The sequence below is a fragment of the Sneathiella sp. genome, assembly GCF_041689005.1.
Taxonomy (GTDB): Bacteria; Pseudomonadota; Alphaproteobacteria; order Sneathiellales; family Sneathiellaceae; genus Sneathiella.
The window spans coordinates 1-18,607 of sequence record NZ_JBDNHC010000162.1 but is presented as its reverse complement, the minus strand read 5'-3'; the positions used below and the strand labels follow the sequence as shown (position 1 = coordinate 18,607).

Annotated in this window: 19 protein-coding genes; 1 reads left to right on the top strand and 18 read right to left on the bottom strand. The window is 52.4% G+C overall.

Translation table 11 applies throughout. The features are described 5' to 3' along the window. The 7 genes from ACESNI_RS17610 to ACESNI_RS17580 all read right to left on the bottom strand — a co-directional run. Positions 1 to 1,448 (bottom strand): TRAP transporter permease (locus ACESNI_RS17610; protein WP_373089400.1); only part of this gene is annotated, 1,448 nt, incomplete at its 3' end. 189 nt (positions 1,449 to 1,637) lie between these two features. Next, the gene (locus tag ACESNI_RS17605) at positions 1,638 to 2,618 is read right to left on the bottom strand and encodes a TAXI family TRAP transporter solute-binding subunit (protein ID WP_373089398.1); all 981 of its coding nucleotides are present in this window, start codon (positions 2,616 to 2,618) and stop codon (positions 1,638 to 1,640) included. Between the two features lie 76 nt (positions 2,619 to 2,694). Beyond that, positions 2,695 to 4,311 (bottom strand): acyl-CoA carboxylase subunit beta, encoded by a 1,617-nt coding sequence (locus ACESNI_RS17600; protein ID WP_373089396.1) that lies wholly within the window; start codon positions 4,309 to 4,311, stop codon positions 2,695 to 2,697. Beyond that, the gene (locus tag ACESNI_RS17595; protein ID WP_373089394.1) at positions 4,293 to 4,514 is read right to left on the bottom strand and encodes an acetyl-CoA carboxylase biotin carboxyl carrier protein subunit; all 222 of its coding nucleotides are present in this window, start codon (positions 4,512 to 4,514) and stop codon (positions 4,293 to 4,295) included. The genes ACESNI_RS17600 and ACESNI_RS17595 overlap by 19 nt, the downstream gene beginning before the upstream one ends. Before the next feature lie 24 nt (positions 4,515 to 4,538). After that, a complete protein-coding gene (locus ACESNI_RS17590) occupies positions 4,539 to 6,098 on the bottom strand; it encodes an acyl-CoA carboxylase subunit beta (protein WP_373089392.1) in 1,560 nt (519 codons plus the stop codon). A 34-nt stretch (positions 6,099 to 6,132) separates the two neighbouring features. Next, a complete protein-coding gene (locus ACESNI_RS17585) occupies positions 6,133 to 7,380 on the bottom strand; it encodes a CaiB/BaiF CoA transferase family protein (RefSeq protein WP_373089390.1) in 1,248 nt (415 codons plus the stop codon). Positions 7,381 to 7,393: 13 nt separating this feature from the next. Continuing rightward, a complete protein-coding gene (locus ACESNI_RS17580; RefSeq protein WP_373089388.1) occupies positions 7,394 to 8,092 on the bottom strand; it encodes a GntR family transcriptional regulator in 699 nt (232 codons plus the stop codon). Between the two features lie 298 nt (positions 8,093 to 8,390). On the opposite strand from ACESNI_RS17580, the gene ACESNI_RS17575 reads away from it, so the two are divergent. Beyond that, positions 8,391 to 9,548, top strand: coding sequence for a TauD/TfdA family dioxygenase (locus ACESNI_RS17575; RefSeq protein ID WP_373089386.1), 1,158 nt, complete (start codon positions 8,391 to 8,393; stop codon positions 9,546 to 9,548). A gap of 98 nt (positions 9,549 to 9,646) precedes the next feature. On the opposite strand, the gene ACESNI_RS17570 is transcribed toward ACESNI_RS17575, so the two are convergent. The 11 genes from ACESNI_RS17570 to ACESNI_RS17520 form a co-directional block, all read right to left on the bottom strand. Beyond that, entirely contained in the window at positions 9,647 to 10,021 is a 375-nt protein-coding gene (locus ACESNI_RS17570; protein WP_373089384.1) for a hypothetical protein, read from the bottom strand. 11 nt (positions 10,022 to 10,032) lie between these two features. Next, entirely contained in the window at positions 10,033 to 10,593 is a 561-nt protein-coding gene (locus tag ACESNI_RS17565; protein WP_373089382.1) for a DoxX family protein, read from the bottom strand. Continuing rightward, positions 10,590 to 11,360 (bottom strand): putative DNA-binding domain-containing protein, encoded by a 771-nt coding sequence (locus ACESNI_RS17560; protein ID WP_373089380.1) that lies wholly within the window; start codon positions 11,358 to 11,360, stop codon positions 10,590 to 10,592. Before ACESNI_RS17560 ends, ACESNI_RS17565 begins: the two co-directional genes overlap by 4 nt. Next, entirely contained in the window at positions 11,350 to 12,216 is an 867-nt protein-coding gene (locus ACESNI_RS17555) for a DUF692 domain-containing protein (protein ID WP_373089406.1), read from the bottom strand. The genes ACESNI_RS17560 and ACESNI_RS17555 overlap by 11 nt, the downstream gene beginning before the upstream one ends. Positions 12,217 to 12,251: 35 nt before the next feature. Continuing rightward, positions 12,252 to 12,545, bottom strand: a complete 294-nt coding sequence (locus ACESNI_RS17550; protein ID WP_373089404.1) for a DUF2282 domain-containing protein — start codon at positions 12,543 to 12,545, stop codon at positions 12,252 to 12,254. A 346-nt stretch (positions 12,546 to 12,891) separates the two neighbouring features. Next, positions 12,892 to 14,259 (bottom strand): acetyl/propionyl/methylcrotonyl-CoA carboxylase subunit alpha, encoded by a 1,368-nt coding sequence (locus ACESNI_RS17545; RefSeq protein ID WP_373089378.1) that lies wholly within the window; start codon positions 14,257 to 14,259, stop codon positions 12,892 to 12,894. Between the two features lie 2 nt (positions 14,260 to 14,261). Continuing rightward, positions 14,262 to 15,086, bottom strand: coding sequence for an alpha/beta fold hydrolase (locus ACESNI_RS17540; protein WP_373089376.1), 825 nt, complete (start codon positions 15,084 to 15,086; stop codon positions 14,262 to 14,264). 43 nt (positions 15,087 to 15,129) lie between these two features. After that, complete coding sequence (locus ACESNI_RS17535; RefSeq protein WP_373089374.1) at positions 15,130 to 15,567, bottom strand: MaoC/PaaZ C-terminal domain-containing protein; 438 nt, start codon at positions 15,565 to 15,567, stop codon at positions 15,130 to 15,132. 15 nt (positions 15,568 to 15,582) lie between these two features. Continuing rightward, positions 15,583 to 16,746 (bottom strand): acyl-CoA dehydrogenase family protein, encoded by a 1,164-nt coding sequence (locus tag ACESNI_RS17530; RefSeq protein WP_373089372.1) that lies wholly within the window; start codon positions 16,744 to 16,746, stop codon positions 15,583 to 15,585. Between the two features lie 59 nt (positions 16,747 to 16,805). Beyond that, positions 16,806 to 18,440, bottom strand: a complete 1,635-nt coding sequence (locus ACESNI_RS17525; RefSeq protein ID WP_373089370.1) for a class I adenylate-forming enzyme family protein — start codon at positions 18,438 to 18,440, stop codon at positions 16,806 to 16,808. 36 nt (positions 18,441 to 18,476) lie between these two features. Beyond that, positions 18,477 to 18,607, bottom strand: a 131-nt coding sequence (locus ACESNI_RS17520) for an SDR family oxidoreductase (RefSeq protein ID WP_373089402.1), incomplete at its 5' end; no start/stop codon positions are given.

The window sequence follows — 18,607 nt, the reverse complement described above, 5'->3', positions numbered from 1 at the left end:
TAAGCCGCCGTCGTCGGCATTCCCATTCCCAGGACCAATGCAACGAGCATGGAAAGTAACACGCCAACAAGGATATTCCCGTGACCGAAACTGACGATAGCCTCAGATAGCTTGATACCGGACCCCGTGAGCCCGATAAGCGACAATGCCATCTGCGCTGTTACCAAAAGCGCCAGAATGGCTGTGATGCCAAATGCAGCTGCGATAACAGCTTTTTGTAAGTTCGCTATTCGTTGCTTCAAATCTTTGGCACTGAACAAACCAATCAACAGGTAAAGACCGATATTCGTACAGATTGCATAGAATGCGGCAAGAGTTGGTGTATTGCCTGAGAACATACTGAGCAGCAAAACGGCCAGCGTGGCAACGAGAGGCCCAATGCGTCCCAAAGCCATCACCTCTTGACGGGTTGGAATTTCGGCAGGATCAAAAGAACGCATTTCTTCCCGGCGCGCTTCAACGTCAATGGACATCCACACACAGGCATAAAACAGAAAGGCAGGGATAATGGCGGCATATACAATATCAAGGTAGGGTACGGACAGAAGCTCAGCCATAACAAACGCGCCTGCCCCCATAATTGGCGGCGTTATCTGTCCTCCTGACGATGCTGTCGCTTCTACTGCGCCAGCAAAGCTTGATTTGTAGCCCAAACGTTTCATCGCGGGGATTGTAAATGCGCCTGTGCTGGCGACGTTGGCGACAGCGGCACCGTTCAGCATTCCGAAAAGGGCGCTGGAGACCGTTGCGACTTTCGCAGCGCCACCCGGAAATTTTCCTGCGGCGATCAACGCAACGTCCATAAAAGTCTGTGCGGCGCCCGTCGCCATCAGGAACGCCCCAAAAATAATAAAAATAGCGATCAGATTTGCAGACAGACCGGTTACTGTTCCCCATATCCCTTCAGTCCCGAGATATAAATGCTCTACCAGATACTTGAAGTCAAAGCCCGGATGGCCCCATGTGCCCGGTATAAACTGGCCAAACTCCGTATAGAGCAGCATGAAAATTGCGAGGATCGGCAAAGCCGGCCCCGTCGTCCGCCATGCAGCGACAAGTAAAATTATGGTAAGCATAGATCCTAAAACTAGCTCAATCGGCATCACTGTGAGATTAAAGGATTCCGTTATTCTTTCTTCCTGAGTCAGGATGTAGACCGTCGCAATGATTGCAATAACCGCAAAAATCAAATCCCCAGCGCATAAGGCGTTATATTTCCTGCCCTTACCATTATAAAATCGTACAAAGCCAAGGAAAACTATTGCAAGGCCAAGCCCGACATGAACCGCCCGCTGTGACAAGGGCGGCAATTGACCAAAGCCAGCTGTGTAGATCTGAAAAATGACTAGCGCCATACACAACGCCCACATGATTGGCCGGTAGAAACCGGGCAATGCGTCTAGTCCACGCTCATCCTCTTCTTCGTTCAGTACGTCTCCCGAGCTCATTTACTTTGATCCCTGCCGTAATTTTTCGAGCTGACTCGTGGAGGTATTTTTGCCAGATCCAGCTACAGAGAAGCTTAATCTAAGCACACTCCACATCCGCCTCACCTATGCCTTTATATCTCGCAAAGCGGCAGATGAGTCCGGCGAACTAATTCGTGCGCCGAACTAGCATCTACAGCGATCGAAAGCTTATTTCATTTCTGGCGGAATGAGACGTTCAGGTATTTCAAGACCGCGTGAGCGATAGAATTTTACCGCACCGCTATGAAGTGGAATGGTGCTGAGATTAATAGAATCCTGCATCACATCCAGCTTACCAAAGGATGGGAACGCAGCAACCTGCGGGCCCGGGTTATCAACCACACCTTCGAGAATGGCTATAACCTGATCATCTGTCAGACTGTCGGTGAGTGCGAACTGACCAACCACCTGTACAGGAGAGGTAAAGGCTGGAAAGTTTTCGACTTCATTGTCTTTGTATTTCTGAAAGTTAATGTAGGCCAAATTTTCCTTTATTTTGGCGACCTCATCATCTGTAAAATTAAGCAATCGAATAGGTGTAAATGCCATTAGCTCAAGCGTCGAGCCGTCGAGAACGCCTGTGCCGCCCGCTTTCACATATCCGTTTGACCGATTATCCTTCACCGCAGCCACGGCATCCGCTAGGCTAGCCCGGTAAAATTCGGGTTTAACATTAATGACTTCGAGCATCTGGATCGCCAACTGCTCTGTTCCTGATCCACGCTGGCCGGGTGTGAATTTTTTGCCCGCAAGCTCAGCGACCGTCTTGATCCCGGAATCCTCCCGAACGACCCAGGCCATAAGTGCCGATGTATGCACCCAAAGCGCCCGAAGTTTTGGCATGGCGTTGCCTTCGAATTTCCCGATACCCTTGTAGGCCTGATAAACTATCTCATAAGTGCCGAGGCCCATATTGATCTGGCCCTGGCCAATCCGTTTGAGGTTATCAACGGCACCACCAGTGGAGATGACAGTAATATCAACTTTATCACCAGATTTTTCGTTAATGGCGCCGGCCGCCGACGCCGCATAGGTGTAATGCACTGATTTAATCGCGCTAGTGCCATAAGCAATCCGGTCGGCGGCATGTGCGCCTCCGGCTACCATAAATACGGCGCAGATGGCCGCGAGACTGTTACGCATTTTCATTATTACTTCCTCCCTGTTAGAAGATTTAAGTCCGCTTTCGGCAATTACATTTCCACCGTCCCCGGCATGGCACCCGTCAGGGTGATACTCCCGCCTTCCCTTTTGGGCCGAGATTAGCCCTGAGCCGACCTTCTGCGAGTGCGATAAACTCGCATAGGATCGGGCGGGTTTCACTTGGGTCGATTATTTCCTCGACCGCAAATGCTTCTGCTGTACGAAACGGGGACGCATAAGACCTCAGTTCCGCTTCCAACTCCTGCTCTCTGGCTTTGGGATCTTCGGCACTTTCGATGTCGCGGCGGAACGCCGCAGCGACACCACCTTCTACCGGCAAAGAGCCCCATTCACCCGTCGGCCAGCTTAATTTCAGATCGATATCATTCTTGTTGCAGGTGGCCATCCCGGCCATGCCATAACATTTCCGGATTACCAGCGTGATGGTCGGCACCGTCAATTGACCCGCCACATAGACGGCCCGCATTCCTTCACGCAACGTCGCTTCTTGCTCTGCTTTCAAACCAACCATAAAGCCGGGCACATCCACCAGGAACACCAAGGGGATATGAAACGTGTCACAGAGCTCCATGAAGCGGATCTGCTTACGCGCAGAAGTGGAATCCATGGCACCGGAATAGAATTTTGGGTTGTTGGCAATGATACCGACAGGACGCCCGTCCAGCCGTGCCAAGGACGTTATGACGGATTTTCCGTGTGTTGGCTGGATCTCAAAAACAGACCCCTTATCAACGACAAGATCAATCAAGTCGTGCATGCTATAGGGAAGGGTCCGCTTTTCCGGAATAATATCACGCAGGGCTACCTCGCACCGATCCACTGGATCATCACAAGAGATTACGGGTGGTAATTCCCATACATTCTGTGGCATGAAACTAAGGAAACGACATATCTGTCCAAGCGCTTCTTCTTCCGTATCGACAGCATTATGAATTGTTCCAGCCTTGTCGACGGCGACCGCCGCACCGCCCAATTCTTCCTTACTGATAACACGTCCCAGAGATCTTTTTACGACGGGTGGCCCCGCAGCAAATATCTGACTGGTTCCGCGCACCATAACCGAGAAATGCGACAGGATTGCCCGCCCTGCCGGGCCTCCGGCTGCTGTCCCAAGAACGGCAGAGGCAACAGGGACCTCCCCTAAAAGCTGGACCGAGCGTTCAAAACCATGGACGCCCGGAAACGCAACATAGCCGCGCCGCTTTGCTGAGGTTACCGTTCCCCCAGCACCATCGATCAGGTTGACCAGAGGAATTTTATAAAAGTGAGCAAGGTCTTCAATAAAGCCTCCCTGCCCGCCTTTGCGGCGCGCAGCCCCGAATGTGGTTCCACCGCGGACGGTAAAATCTTCGCCGCCAATCGCGGCCGGACGGCCATTTATACGGGCCATACCGGCAACATATGGCGCCGGGGTCACCCGAACCAGTTTGTTATTTTCATCATATTCGCCGGTGCCGCCGAGCGTACCGACTTCGCGAAAGCTTTCTTTGTCTGTCAGCTTCGAAAACCGCTCACGGACTGTCAGTCTGCCGTTGGCGTGTTGGCGGGCAATTGCATCCTTGCCCCCCATTTCAAGGGCAGAGACGCGGCGAAAGTAAAGCTCCTCATTTATGGAACTTGCGACATTACCCTCGTCGTCCATCGTTATTTTCTCGGAATTCAGCTCTCGATCGTGCATAGCACCTGATCCTCATCGACTGACTCTTCCGGCTTCACTTTCAACTCGGCCAGCGTGCCGTCCACTGGCGCTTCGACCGGTATCTCCATTTTCATTGATTCCAGGATCATGATGGTATCCCCGGTTTTCACCGCATCGCCCACCTTCATATCCACTTTCCAGACAGACCCAATTACTTCGGACATTACATTTGTTATTGTCATTTACGCGTCTCCAAAATACGGCGTTTAAAAGGTTGTTGGCCAATTGGCCAGTCTATGGCGGCCAATCCCGCCACTGCGTCGCAGTTGTTGAATCTTGAGTTCCTCAATAAGGTATCGACGCGTGTCCTGCGGAGCGATTACAGTTTGCGCCGCGAAGATTTCGGCAATCCCTAGATAGGTGTTGTTGCGTTCCATTTCCTCGCGAATTACCCGTTTTTCCTCATTGTCGACGTCCTTGCCCCAGGTCACGACCTCCGTCGCATATTCGGGGTCCATAAAGCTCACCTCGGCTGTTGGCCAAACGGCAACGGAATCGGAATTTCGTCCGCCGCCCATATTCAGATAAGCTTGCCCATAGCTCTTGCGCATGATCACAGAAAGTTTGGGAACTGTGCACATCTGCAGAGCCGACATGAAGTTCATTATTTTTCCAGGTGCTTTCTTTTTCTCGCCTTCGATGCCGATTACAAAGCCGGGCGTATCGACCAGCATGACAATCGGAATATTGAAGGAATCGCACATAACCAGAAAGCTCGTGATCTTCTCACAACTTGCAACGTCCAGCGCGCCTGCTTTAGAAATCGGGTTATTTGCAACCATTCCAACGACGTTTCCATCCAACCGGGCAAGCCCGGTTACTGCCGGGCGCCCGAAACGGGGCTTAAATTCGAAAAAACTTTCTCGATCCACTATACAACCGATGATTTTTCGGACGTCATATCCGCGCTTTCGGCTATCGGGAAGAATTTGCGGTATTCTCTCCGCCGCTTCGTCACTTCCTTCGGGGATAGCGGCGATGGGCGGTGTTTCACCGTTATGGGATGGCATATAGGACAAGAACTGTCGGACTTCGGCAATGGCCTCCTCATCTGTTTCAACTACGCGGTCGACCAACCCGGTCTCCTCGCTGAGGAGCTTCCAGCCACCCAGATCCTCTGGCTCGACATTCTGCCCGATCGCAAGTGACGCTAGCGCTGGACTGGCCACAGCGAGAATGCCGCCTTTTCGCATTACCGTAAAATCAGCGAGACAGGAATATAATGCCGACGAGCCAAAGCACTGGCCGAGTACTGCAGAAGCCCAAGGTGTGTCGCGCTCCCGCACATATTGATGTGGATCATTACCGAGCATGGTGCCCATGCCTTCCGATCCCATATTATCCGGCATTCGAGCGCCAGAGGATTCACCCAGAAAGATCAGCGGGAAGCCGCGATCTGTCGCAGTCCGTTTCACATGACCAATTTTTTTCATATTGGTCGTACTTGATGACGCACCTTTGACCGTAAAATCGTTGGAGACTACGGCAACTCTGCGACCCTTGATCAGCCCGAACCCTGCTACCTTGCCATCCGCAGGCGTTTTCTCCCGCTCTTCTTCAAACACGGCGGAAACACCCAGCAGACCATTTTCCGAAAATGTCCCCGGATCGAGAAGCGCATCAATGCGGCTTCGGGCATTCATTACCCCGGCGGCCTCACGACGCGCAAGTTTTTCTGTCCCCCCCATCTGGCGGGCAACCTCTTCCCGCTCCCGCAGAAGCTTCAGGCGACCGTCCAGAGTTTCGGGGATTTCATCGTGCCTCATTTACTCACTCCAACTGACCTTTTTCTTATTTGTTTTACTGTGTACCAGACGGCGATGCCGGACCTTTAACCGTCGCATTCTTTTCCAACCGTTCGACTTGCGCCTGTGAAAGATTAAGCTCCCCGCGCAGCACATCATAAGTATCCTCGCCGCATTGTGCCCCGGCCCGCCAAATTCTTCCGGGTGTCCCTGACAGTTTTGGAACCACCCCAGCGACAGTCACATTGCCGAGTTTCGGGTCCTCGACATCGACTAGCATCTCCCGTTCGCGAAAATGGGGATCATCGAAAATATCATCAATCTTGTAGATACGCGCCGCGGGGACTTTGGCCGCGAGCAGCTCTTCCTCTATTTTTTCGACCGGCCTCATCTGCGTCCAATTACTAATGAAGCCATCACAATCGTCTTCGTTTTCAGCGCGAGCGACGGCAGTCTTGAAGCGAGGGTCTTCAGCAAGTCCCGGCCTACCAATAACCGTGGCCAGACGATAAAAAACAGGATCAGACGCCGCTGCGATAACAACAAAACGGTTATCGAGTGTTGGATAAATCGAATTTGGCGTATTGCCAGGTAGCCGTGATCCAGCCCGCTTCGCTACTTTTCCAAGTTGCTGAAATGCGGGGACATGTGGCTCCATAAAACTGAAAGCAGATTCATAGAGAGTGGCGTCAATCACTTGCCCAATCCCCGTTTGATGCCGTTCCACCGCTGCCATCATCGCGCCGAACGCCCCGTAAAGGCCCGTAATATAATCGGTGAGCGACGTAGCAACCCTTGGCGGGGGCCTGTCCGGATCACCAGTGATTTCCCGAAGGCCACTCACAGCTTCGCCAACAACACCATAACCACTCCGGTTGCTATAGGGGCCCGTTTGACCAAAACCGCTGATCCTTACCAGAATAAGGCCCGGATTTTCTTTTTTGAGGTCATCATAGCCAAGCCCCCAACGTTCAAGCGTGCCCGGGCGAAAATTCTCGACAACAATATCTGCGCCCAAACACAGGCTGCGAACGAGCTCCCGCCCCTCTTCTTGGCGCATGTTTATGGAGACGAGCCGCTTGTTTCGAAAAATTGAGGTGCCGTAGAGTGACTGACCTTCACGACGGCTGCCCATGGATCGTACGGCGTCGCCCTCAGGCTGTTCAATCTTTATGACATCTGCCCCAAAATCCGCCATTAATCTTGTGCAAAATGGTCCGGCAACCATTGATCCAAGCTCGATAACGCGCAACCCTTTCAGGGGACCTGTGCGATCGCTTATATTGTTTTCTGCTGTTGTCATGTCCGGACCGTTCTCACAGGAGAAAGTCGTTATATTTGAGGAACCATTTGCGGACGCTGCGGATATTTGCGCGCTTCAATTCCTCCGCGTGGACGGCATTGCCCGCTCGCATGGCCTGAAGTATTTCCTGATGTTGCCGGAACCCTTCGCTCGCGCGCCCCGGTACCAGCATGAGACGCCGCGTCATACTGAGAACGCGGTCATAGATGTCATCCAGCACCCCACGCAGGGTATCGCTACCGCTCGCATTGATACAGCTTTGACGAAATTGAGCGATCGCTGCCAAATAGACATTGAAATCATTTCTCTCAACAGCCTTTGCAAGATCGTCACCAAATAGATTTATCAGGTCGTCCCAATGCTCTGGTTCTGTATTCTGCGTCGCAAGTCGTACCATCAGTCCTTCCAGCACTTCTCGTACATCAAATAATTCAAGAAAACTGCCTGCCTCCAGCCGCATAACAACGGCGCCCTTGTTCGGAATGCGCTCGATCAGCCCGCGTTCTTCCAGTATTCCAAACGCATCTCGGACCCGAGAGCGCGAAACGTCAAATTCCTCGGCAAGTTCATTTTCCCGAATACGGGATCCCGGCGGCATCTGGTTACTAACAATTCGCCGACGCAGCTCATCTACCAATCTGTCGGTGTCAGAGATTCTCGCCTTTGAGGCGGAAACGACCGATGATAATTTTGTGACGTTCTTGTAACTCATTCCCGCATCGCCCCCCTATTATTCAAACGATATTTATTGCTAATAATATTGTCAACAATATAATATACAATTATATCATCAGTTATATTCGGAGCTATGTTTTCACCGAGGCGTCTTTATGCTTACCGTAAATTAGTGAGAAAATGCCCGCGAATGCGCGAATCCATTTCGGTGGCGGGAGGTTGAATTGATGTTCCGGCTTTAGAAAATCCGATAGTTAGAGAGAAAATTACTAGTTTGAGATTATGGCTTATTGCTGGCATCATGCCTTGGGTATTCAGCTTTCAAAAGAGGTCCCATGGCGTCGCTCGTGATTGATCCTTCCGGTCTGTTTCTAACCCTCACAACGCACACTGGGGCCTTGCGGTTTCACGCCATATGGCTACGCGACAATGCGGACGACGCCGACACCCGCGCGGCAGGAAATGGTCAGCGACTCATCGCTTTGCGCGACATCCCTGCGGGTATAAAAATTTCGCAGGCCGAAGTTCACGATGACAATCTCAGTGTTACTTTTACGCCTGAAGGCAAAGAAGTAGCCTATGATCTAGACTGGCTTGAAGCCCATGCCTACGACGCCACCGATACTTGCCCGCGTGGTTGGACAGCCTCAAATGTTGAAACCTGGGATGCAAGGCTGATGCAGTCCGTGCCCGTCGGTGACTTTGCCAAATTGACCCACTGCAGCACGGCTCTGTCCGACTGGCTGGGCCATGTCACCAGATACGGGTTTAGCAAGTTGGTGAACGGCCCAGTCGAAGAAGGGGCGCTGTTCCGTGTGGTCGATCTGTTCGGTTATGTCCGTGAGACCAATTATGGGCGGCATTTTGACGTCAGAACGCAAGTGAACCCCTCCAACCTTGCTTTTACCGGGCTTGGATTGCAGGCCCATACCGACAACCCGTACCGCGACCCGGTCCCGACGTTACAGATTCTCTATTGCCTCGAAAGCTCAGCACCGGGAGGAGAGAATATGGTGGTCGATGGATTTGCCGCAGCTTTGCGCCTGCGGGAGGAAAACCAAGAGTATTTCGATATCCTGGCCGACCATTGCGCCCGCTTCGAGTATGCCGGCGAGGCCGGAGTTTGCCTGACATCCCGTCGTCCGATGATTGAACTCGCCCCTGACGGCGAATTAATCGGGATACGTTTCAATAACCGGTCGCTGGCCGCCGTAACGGATGTACCGTTCGACCGGATGATGACCTATTATGACGCCTACAGACGATTAGGCGAGATTATCGACGAAGAAGCGATGGAGGTTACATTCCGCCTCAATCCAGGCGAGGCATTTGTGGTCGATAACACCCGTGTTCTGCACGCCCGCAAAGGATACTCAGGTGAAGGGACGCGGTGGCTTCAGGGCTGTTACGCGGACAAGGACGGACTGCGATCAACTTATGATGCGATGCGCCGCCAGGGCCCGTCTGGAAGCCCCCGGAATGACCTTCAATAAGGAACGACTAACCCGCCGACACCATCTAGCGCCTATTAGTTTTCCTTTTGAAATTATTCATTTAGAATTTTTATCATCTCATCGCGCATGGCAGATTTCTAAGGCTTTCCAGTTACGATCATCGGCAGTTCGGACACCATCCGCACATGTTTCGGGATGTTGTAATGCGCGATCTGGTTCTGGCAGTAGGCTTTGACATCCTCTTCCGCCAGTGTCGCGCCCGCCCGTTGAACGATCCAGGCATAGACTTCCTCACCATATTTCTCATGTGGAATGTCAAAGACCTGAACTTCCTGAACATCCTTGTGGGTAAAAAGAAATTCCTCGATCTCGCGCGGACAAATATTCTCGCCGCTGTGGGTCCAGAGCGCGCCCCGCTTTCCGACCGGCACATCGGCTCTCGCCTCATCGACGATCCTGACCTCGACATGCGGTTGAATCAGAAGGCCCCCATAGATGACAATGCCCAACATCAACAGCGTAACTAACTACGTTTTGTGATTAGCGCATCCAACGACAAAGGTCCAGCGCCCTTGATCATCAGATAGACAAGCAGAAATATCCACAACAGCCGTTGATCTGAAATAGCTGAATCGTGCACGCGGTCGAACCAGGCTCCCACGGTCGCCGTATCTGCCCCATGGAACTGAATGTCGACAAAACTCATAACGATGATAAAACCGATCATCGCTAAGCTGGACAGTCGAGTGAACAATCCAATGACTACTAAAATTGGAATGATGAATTCGGCATACGTGCCGGCGAACGCCAAAATTTTCCACGGAAATAGTGCGATCTGGCTCGGATCATAGCTCGCGGCTTCGGCAATCGGCGGCAGGATTTGTGCATAAGCACCGATCCCCGGTATAAAGATATCTGGAAAGCCGTCACCAACTTTTGTAGCTGCCGAATTAAGAAAAAACAACAGCAGCACGGCGGCGAAAACAAACCTGGCGGCAAGACCCAAGAACCATCCGCTGAGCAAAACCTCGATACGGTTGAACATCCGATCATGTAAGGCGATCAAGCTTAGAACTATATTCATGACGGCGTATCTCCTATGGCATTGTCGCCATAACCCAACCCGGCGACAGCACCAGCAGCGAAAAGATCAAAAAGTACAGTGGATGGATCGAGCGCTTCTGCATCGGCGCTTTCGAGTGCAACACTCAACGGCACTCCGGCGAACAACGTAGCGCCCAAGTTGAAGGCCGGGCCTTGCAGTTGAATCACAGCAACGTCCAAATGCGGCCGCACGATCATGGCATATGTACGACCAGACATCAGGCCCCGCAAATCCACGGGCGCGGGCCCCTGATGCGCTTCCCAAATTGAAACAGCAGGATGATCTGCAGCGAACATCTGCAGCGACGGATGCGGGCGAAGCTGCAACGTATCCAAGTCTACTTCGGGTATATTTGCCAGCGCATCGATCGTCAGCGGCACGCAATCCGCAGCGTGATACGCAGCCAGCCAGGCTTGCTCCAGGCGCGCGACGTCGGCGAGATACGGCAGGCTTTCGGCAGGCTCAAAATTACGAATAAAAACATCAAAGCCCGCGCCGTATTTCAACAGAACGGGTGAAGTTGGTGGATGTGCCCGAATAAAAGCCTGCGCCATTGCCGCAAAAAAAGCGTCTCCGACCAATGCGCGGACGACGGGAAACGTCTCTTCAAGCGCACGCCGCAACCCAACCATCACATTATTCCGATAAACATCGAAGCGCAACGGGGCAGCGCGGATACCATCCGGTTGCATTCGGTCCGGGTGCAGCAGAACACCGGCAAATTCTTGCTGAACGTCAGGCCACATAGCGTGCCTGCGACGCTTTCGTACCAGCCCGGATCGCTTCGATGCGCTGCGCCTCTGCCAGCAAGACAGGCCAGTCAGGAACGTCATTGTCCCATTCAAGCAAGGTCGGTTGCATGTCAATTTTTGGCAAAATCCACTGATAAAGCGCCAGCACCTCATCCGCGACGGCGCGATCATGGGCATCAATCAAGAATGGCGTACCATCACCATCCACCGCGTCTGCATGCCCGGCCAAGTGAATCTCCCCGACCCGGGGCAACGGCAGCCGATCAACATAGTCTTTTGCATCCAATCCGTGATTTACAGAAGTGACGTATATGTTGTTAATGTCCAATAAAAGACCGCAGCCGGTGCGTTGAATGATCTCAGCAAGGAAATCAGCTTCGTGCCACGTGCTGGCGTCAAAGCGCAGATAGGTCGATGGATTCTCTAATAAAATAGTGCGCCCTAACATCGACTGCACATGATCGACATGCGCCGTCACGTTGGCGAGTGTTTCGGAGGTATACGGCAGCGCCAGCAAATCATTGTAGTAGTGATCTTGATGACTGGCCCAGGCCAGATGCTCAGACACCAGCGCCGGTTGATAGCGTTGCACGACAGCTTTCAACCGCTTCAGATGATCGTCGTCCAGCGCATCCGCGCCACCAATGGAAAGTCCGACCCCATGCACCGACAGAGCATAGTCTTCACGCAATCGACGCAACCGAGCGTGAGGGGGACCGCCATCGCCCATAAAATTTTCCGCATGGACTTCAAAAAAGCCGACGTCCGGCAGGCTTTGTAAAATATCGGCGAAATGTTCAGCTTTAAAGCCGACGCCGACACCCTGAATCTGCGATAAATGCTGAGCGATCACGGTCGTCCCCCAAGCCCACTATGCAAGTTAAATTAGCTCGGTAAATCGCGTGTCAAAGGCTCAAGCGAGCCTGCGCGGTCACCCGGCAGGTCGGCGGTCTCGCAAGTCCCTTTAGGGACCATTTTCCATGCATTACCTTGATAATCGATGGTCGATGTGCCGGCACATGTGGTGCCGGCTCCGGCCTTGCAATCGTTCTGATGTGCTTTGGCCACGCCATAGCATTTGACGTTCTCGGCAGCGAAAGTCGGGGTCGAGAGGGTTACGGCACCCGCGGTGGCGAGGGCACCGGCCACAATGGCGGCTGAGGTAAAGCTACGTTTCATGATAAAGTCTCCCATAACACAGTGATAAGACGACATTCAATGCGACCATGCTGGCCACATCAATATATATGTCATCCAGCACTAAGCGCGGGAAATCACGTCCGGTCACTTGGTTGTGAGAGAGAAGAGAGCCGTTGTTGGAAGTTAGGTTAGTTCGTTACCGTATGAATATAACCCAATTGGCATTGTCACATAAATTTTCGCGGGAAAATTAAGGCAAAGCTACTCTCAATCGAACGACAATATCTTCTATCAGCGCCATCGCAGTAAACTATTCGCTGCAAAGCGCCTGTTATGCCATGACCGAAAATTCCAATGTGATGACCAATATTTGCTTCGGAATCCCTCAATCTGGATCATTCACGAGTTCATTTTGGTAAGTCGTAATAAAGTCGGTACATACCGGGCCCGCTCGATAGACAGGATGTAGGACGGAACGTATCAGAAACGGCAAATTTGAGGCGAGGCCGTCTAAGCGGATAGCCGCAAGCGCATCATGCAATCGATCTATTGCGGCGTTTCGATCCGAGCCGAACGCCATAACCTTGGCAATCATCGGGTCGTAAAATGGCGTTACGGAATCGCCCTGTGTTACGCCGGTATCGATTCTGACGTTTTCCATACCTTCCGGCAGCACAAAAACGTTGAGCGTGCCGGGTTGCGGTAAAAAACCTTTAGCAGGGTTTTCGGCATAAATTCTTGCTTCTATCGCGACTCCACGCGGCTCAGGGACAGACAGTAAATTATCTGAAATCTCGCCATTCGCAAGCTTCAACTGTCTTTCGACAAGATCAACACCGAGGATCATTTCAGTGATCCCGTGCTCAACTTGAATGCGTGTATTCATTTCAAGGAAAAAGAAATTTCCGGTATCGGCGTCGACAATAAATTCGACAGTGCCAGCGCTTCGGTAAGATGTTGCCTTGGCGAGAGTAACGGCCGCATCCGACATCGCTTTACGGTGCTCTGGCGAGATGTCTGCCGCCGGGGCTTCCTCAATAACTTTCTGGAATCGTCTCTGCACTGAACAATCACGGTCCCAAAGAGCAACAGCGCGGCCATCACCGGTGCCGAACACCTGCACCTCGATGTGGCGAGATCGTTGGATAAATTTTTCAACGTATACCTTACCGCTACCGAACGAGCGCGCAGCTTGGCTGTGCGTGGCGCTAACTGTCGCTTCGAGCTTGTCGGGAGTATCTACCCGCCGCATGCCGATGCCGCCGCCACCGCCTGCTGCCTTTACCAATAGCGGAAAACCGATTTCGTTGGCAGCCTGTAAAAGGGGCTGCATATCCCCGCCGTCCCATGGAGCGCTTGCCGGGAGCACAGGTACGCCGGCAGCAGTGGCGAGGTGCCGCGCCTGATTCTTATCGCCCATATCCCGCAAAGTTTGCGGTGGAGGCCCGATCCAGATCAATCCAGCGGCCTCCACAGCCTGCGCGAAATCACCGCTTTCGGAAAGGAAGCCATATCCCGGATGTATGGCCTCGGCACCAGTGCTGAGAGCGGCATTGATAAGAGCAGTCTTGTCGAGATAGCTGCTAGCAGCTGGAGCCGGGCCGATAGCCACAGACTGGTCAGCATTTTTTACGTGGAGGGCATGTGCGTCAACGTCAGAATGAACGGCAACGGTTTGGATTCCCATTTGCCGGCAGGTTCTGGCGATGCGGCAGGCGATTTCTCCACGGTTTGCAATCAGTATCTTTTTCATTTTTATCTAGTTTCCAGACAATCGAGTAAAACGGAGTTGAGCTGCTGTGGTTTTTCATACTGAACCCAATGTCCGGCACCATCAATATGATGAACACGGATATCAGGATGCAGTGCTTTGACGGAGACGCTGTAATCGGGTTCATTTCGCAAGGCGTAGGAATCCTTACTTCCCCATATTGCGTCCACTTGTGGCAAGGGCAGACCGGCACAAGCTCTCAATAGAGCATCGGACCGAGAATATGGCTTGCCGTAAACACGGGCCCGGGCAGCGTTGTCGAATTGCAAGTCTATCGTCTCATCGGTGATTTTCGATGTATCGGATATCATAACAATCCCGAGATTTTTCCGATGCATCTCACGGCGTTCCGCAATGCTCATATCTGGCCTTGGGCGTGTGAGATCTTCAAAGGAGCGGGTTACAAAACCCAGACCAGCGGGAGCGATGAATGTCAAACTCAGAAGTTTTCCCGGATGGACTTCATTCATGAGCTTTGCCAACTGGCCGGCCATGACGGTACCAAATGAAAACCCGACGATATTTATGCCGTGATTGATATCAATAAGAGTTTCAAGCCCGCCAAGCAGGGCGCCGGGGATTGCCTCGAGAGCGTTATCCAGTGTTGGATTCTCGGAATCACCAAACCCCGGCATGTCAGGCACAAGAACGGTGTATTTCCCTGTCAACGCGGGGATGGTCCGCAGCCAATGCGTCCATGAGCCATATCCACCGTGTAGCAATATGACGGGAGGGCCTGCGCCCCATATGCGCCATACCGTTGATGCCGAACGCCACGTCGTCGACTTTAATGCCGCGCTTGCATTCATTTGATCCGCGGTAGCATAAAGTGATATTGGATTGCCACGATCGTCAGACATTGGCAAATTTGACCGTGGCGGAACCGGTAATGACACGGCGCTCGCCGACATAGCCGTCAATGTCAACGCTGCAGGTTTTTTCGCCCTCCGCGTTATCTTTGGCCTTTATGACGCCATCGAATTTCAATGCATCGCCGGGTTTTACGGGGGAGACGAACCGGCTACGTATATCCTTTACCAGGGCACCGGCACCCGCCCATTCCGTAACTGCCTGGCTCAGGCATCCCATGCTCAGCATACCGTGCGCTATGACGCCTCCCAGTCCGGCTTCAACAGCAAAGTGATGGTCGTAGTGAATACGATTATAGTCCCCCGACGCCCCGGCATACATAACCAGTTGAATGGTCGTCACCGGGGGCTTGGAGAAACTGAACGTATCATCGACATTGATGCTGTCAAACATGTGCGGTGCTGGAGAGGCGTAATCCATAGCGAGTTCCTCGGTCTAGCGTTGCAACGTAGAATCAAAGTTTTCACCCATTGCGGCCTGCCCGATGATTTGGGCGGACCGATCATGGCCGGCGTGAAGGACATGAGTCTCCAAGTCGCGGATATAACGGGCCAATGGTAGATTATCGAACATTGCCGTTGATCCGGAAGCATGGATGATCTTGTGCGAGATTTCGAAACCAACTTGAGCGGCCATCGACTTGGCTGCGATCGACAGGAGTTCAGCCTCGACAATATCCTTTGTTTTCCAAGCGCGGATAGCATCGTGGAAAAGCGCTTCCGCGGCTTGCAGGGCGATTTTCATTTCGCCGGTCCGCATTTGGATTATGCCGTCGGAGTTTTTGCCTCTGCCGCCGATATATTCAATATACCAGTCAAACATACCTTCCGCTGTTCCCAAATAGTTGGCCGCAAAACCCAAGTGATACTTGCCTTGATAACGGCCTTTAGGATATGCACCGGGGGCGCCAAAAACATCTTTGTCTTCGATAAATACGTTATCGAGCGTAATGATGGGGCTTGACGCTGCCCGCATGCCAGCTGGCCGGTACCAATCGAGGTCGACGCTGACACCCTTCATATCTGGCCTGATTATAACCATCTGATGGTTGTCCAGATAGTTCTCAACACCGGCAATCGCCGCGAAGATAACGGCAAAGCCCATTGTCGGCCCATTAGTCGCATAATTTTTTTCGCCATGTAAGATAAAACCGCCGTCTTTGGGGGTTGCGGTCGTGTTCATCTTGTACATGTGGCTGCGCTTCGCTTCCGATCCAACGAAGGATCCCAGAAACGGGCGGTCGAACATCGGCTGAATGTAGCGTTCTTTCTGATCCTCGGTGCCAAGATCATTCAAAGCCCATGCCGTATGATTATGGACCTGTAAGCAATGAGCTGTTCCGCTGCAACCACGCGCTACAACGCGAATGGCCTGCAGATATGTCGCAGGGTCATCAGTATCGAGGTTGCTGCCTTTCCCCCCCATCTCTTTCGGCAATGTCATTGTAAGCCAGCCAAGATCATGCAAAGTCTGAATATTCTCGACGGGCATGTCCGCATTTTCATCATATTTGCGGCCGCGCGGACGGAACTCTTGCACCGAAATTTCGTGAAGCTCCTTGATGGCCTTGCTGTTTAAGGCTTCAACTGGATCAATCATTTTTCTTCTCCCTTTCAAAATATCTCTCATTTTTTTACGATCTTATGCAGACGCGGTTTCTATGTTGCTGTGCTTTGTACCGCTTTGTCCTTCAGTTCTTTTTTCCTAATTTTGCCGCTGGCAGTCATCGGCCAGTCGCGTGTAAACTCGACGTAGCGAGGTACCTTGTAGCTGGCGATATGGGCGCGGCAATGCTGAGTGATATCGTCCATGGAAATCGATACACCGGGTTCAATTTCTATGTAAGCGAAGCCTATTTCGCCCATCCGTTCGTCGGGCACGCCAACAACGGCCACTTCTCGAACCCCAGGGATTTTCTTGATAAAATGCTCTATCTCGAGCGTGGCGACATTGAACCCGCCAGGCTTGATCATTTCCTTGAGACGGCCGCGAAACAGCAATTGGCCATCGTCCCGTATGACGCCAATATCTCCAGTCTTAAGCCATCCGTCAGCGGTAAACGTAGACGACGTTTCGTCGGGCAGCTTGTAATAGCCAGGTGTGACCGTATAGGCATTGACCTGGATTTCACCCATCGTATCATTGCCGAGATCGCTATCCATTTCAGGGTCTGCGATGCGAATTCTGACATCCGGCATCGGATGGCCACAGGTTTCAATGCGGTCTTTGATCGGGTCGTTCCAATTACTACGACAAACCGCATTTGATGTTTCGGAAAGCCCGTAGACGTTAGTGAGATCTGACACGCCAAGATCTTCAACCAACCATCGAAAGGACTCTGAACGCAAAGGCGCGCCGGTACCGGTGCGTAAGGAGGATAGATCGTAGCGATCACGTGTCCCAAATTGCTGCAAATCACGAACAATCGGCTCGACGTAAAAGCTCATGGTAATCTTTTCCGCCTCGACGGTTCGGCAGAAACTTTCAGCATTAAACCCATTGTCCATAAGTACAATGGCTCCCCCGGCAAGGAATGGCGAGAGCGTAAACGATGTGCCAGTAGCACTGAACAAGGGAACAGAGGTCAGATACCTGTCTTCCGGACCAAGCCGCATGCGACCGATAGTGTTGTAGTTGTTTTGTAAAAGAGCACCATGACGAACCAGCGCGCCCTTAGGGAACAAAGTTGTACCGGACGTATACATGATCTGCGCGATATCTAGCGGTTTGATGCCAGCCGTAGTTGTTTCAAAAAGATTGTCCTGTTGAGCAAGGCGCGCACCGATGGCCTCGACTTCAGGAAACGCGATAACCGATGGCGGCAGATGTTCGCCGATGCCGACGACGCTTCCAAGGTTCGGTAGTACGTCGCTTTCCCAGGCGCCGGGTTTATAGGAACGGAAATTAGGATCAACGGCTTCGAGAATGCTGAAATAGTCAACTGTGGCAATGCCCGCAGACATAATCAAGGCTCTGGCTTCACTCTGTGCCAGGAGAAAGCTGATTTCCTCGTTACGAAATCGAGTGTTAATAGGAACCAGAATGGCACCCATGGCTGGCACCGCCCATCTTGCGATCAGCCACTCCAATGAGTCCTGCGCCCAAAGCGCTACGTTGTCGCCCGGGCGCACGCCCTGTTCAATGAGGCCACGCGCCAACGCACGGGCACGGCGGCCAAGTTCATGAAAACTGACACGCTGCCCGCCGGCGATAATGGCCGTGCGATCGTTATGCTCAACTACGGCCCAATCCAACGCTTGCGAAAACGTCCGGTTTTTCCAATCAATCGCCAAGTGTCAGCACCTCTCCGTTGGTAGCATTAGCATTGTCTAACGCCGCGTTTCCGGACCGCCGCTGACATAAACGACCTGCCCGCTGACAAACCCCGCCTCGTCACTGCTCAGGAAAGCGACAAGATTGGCCACATCACTTGGCACACCGACCCGCCGAACGGCTATGT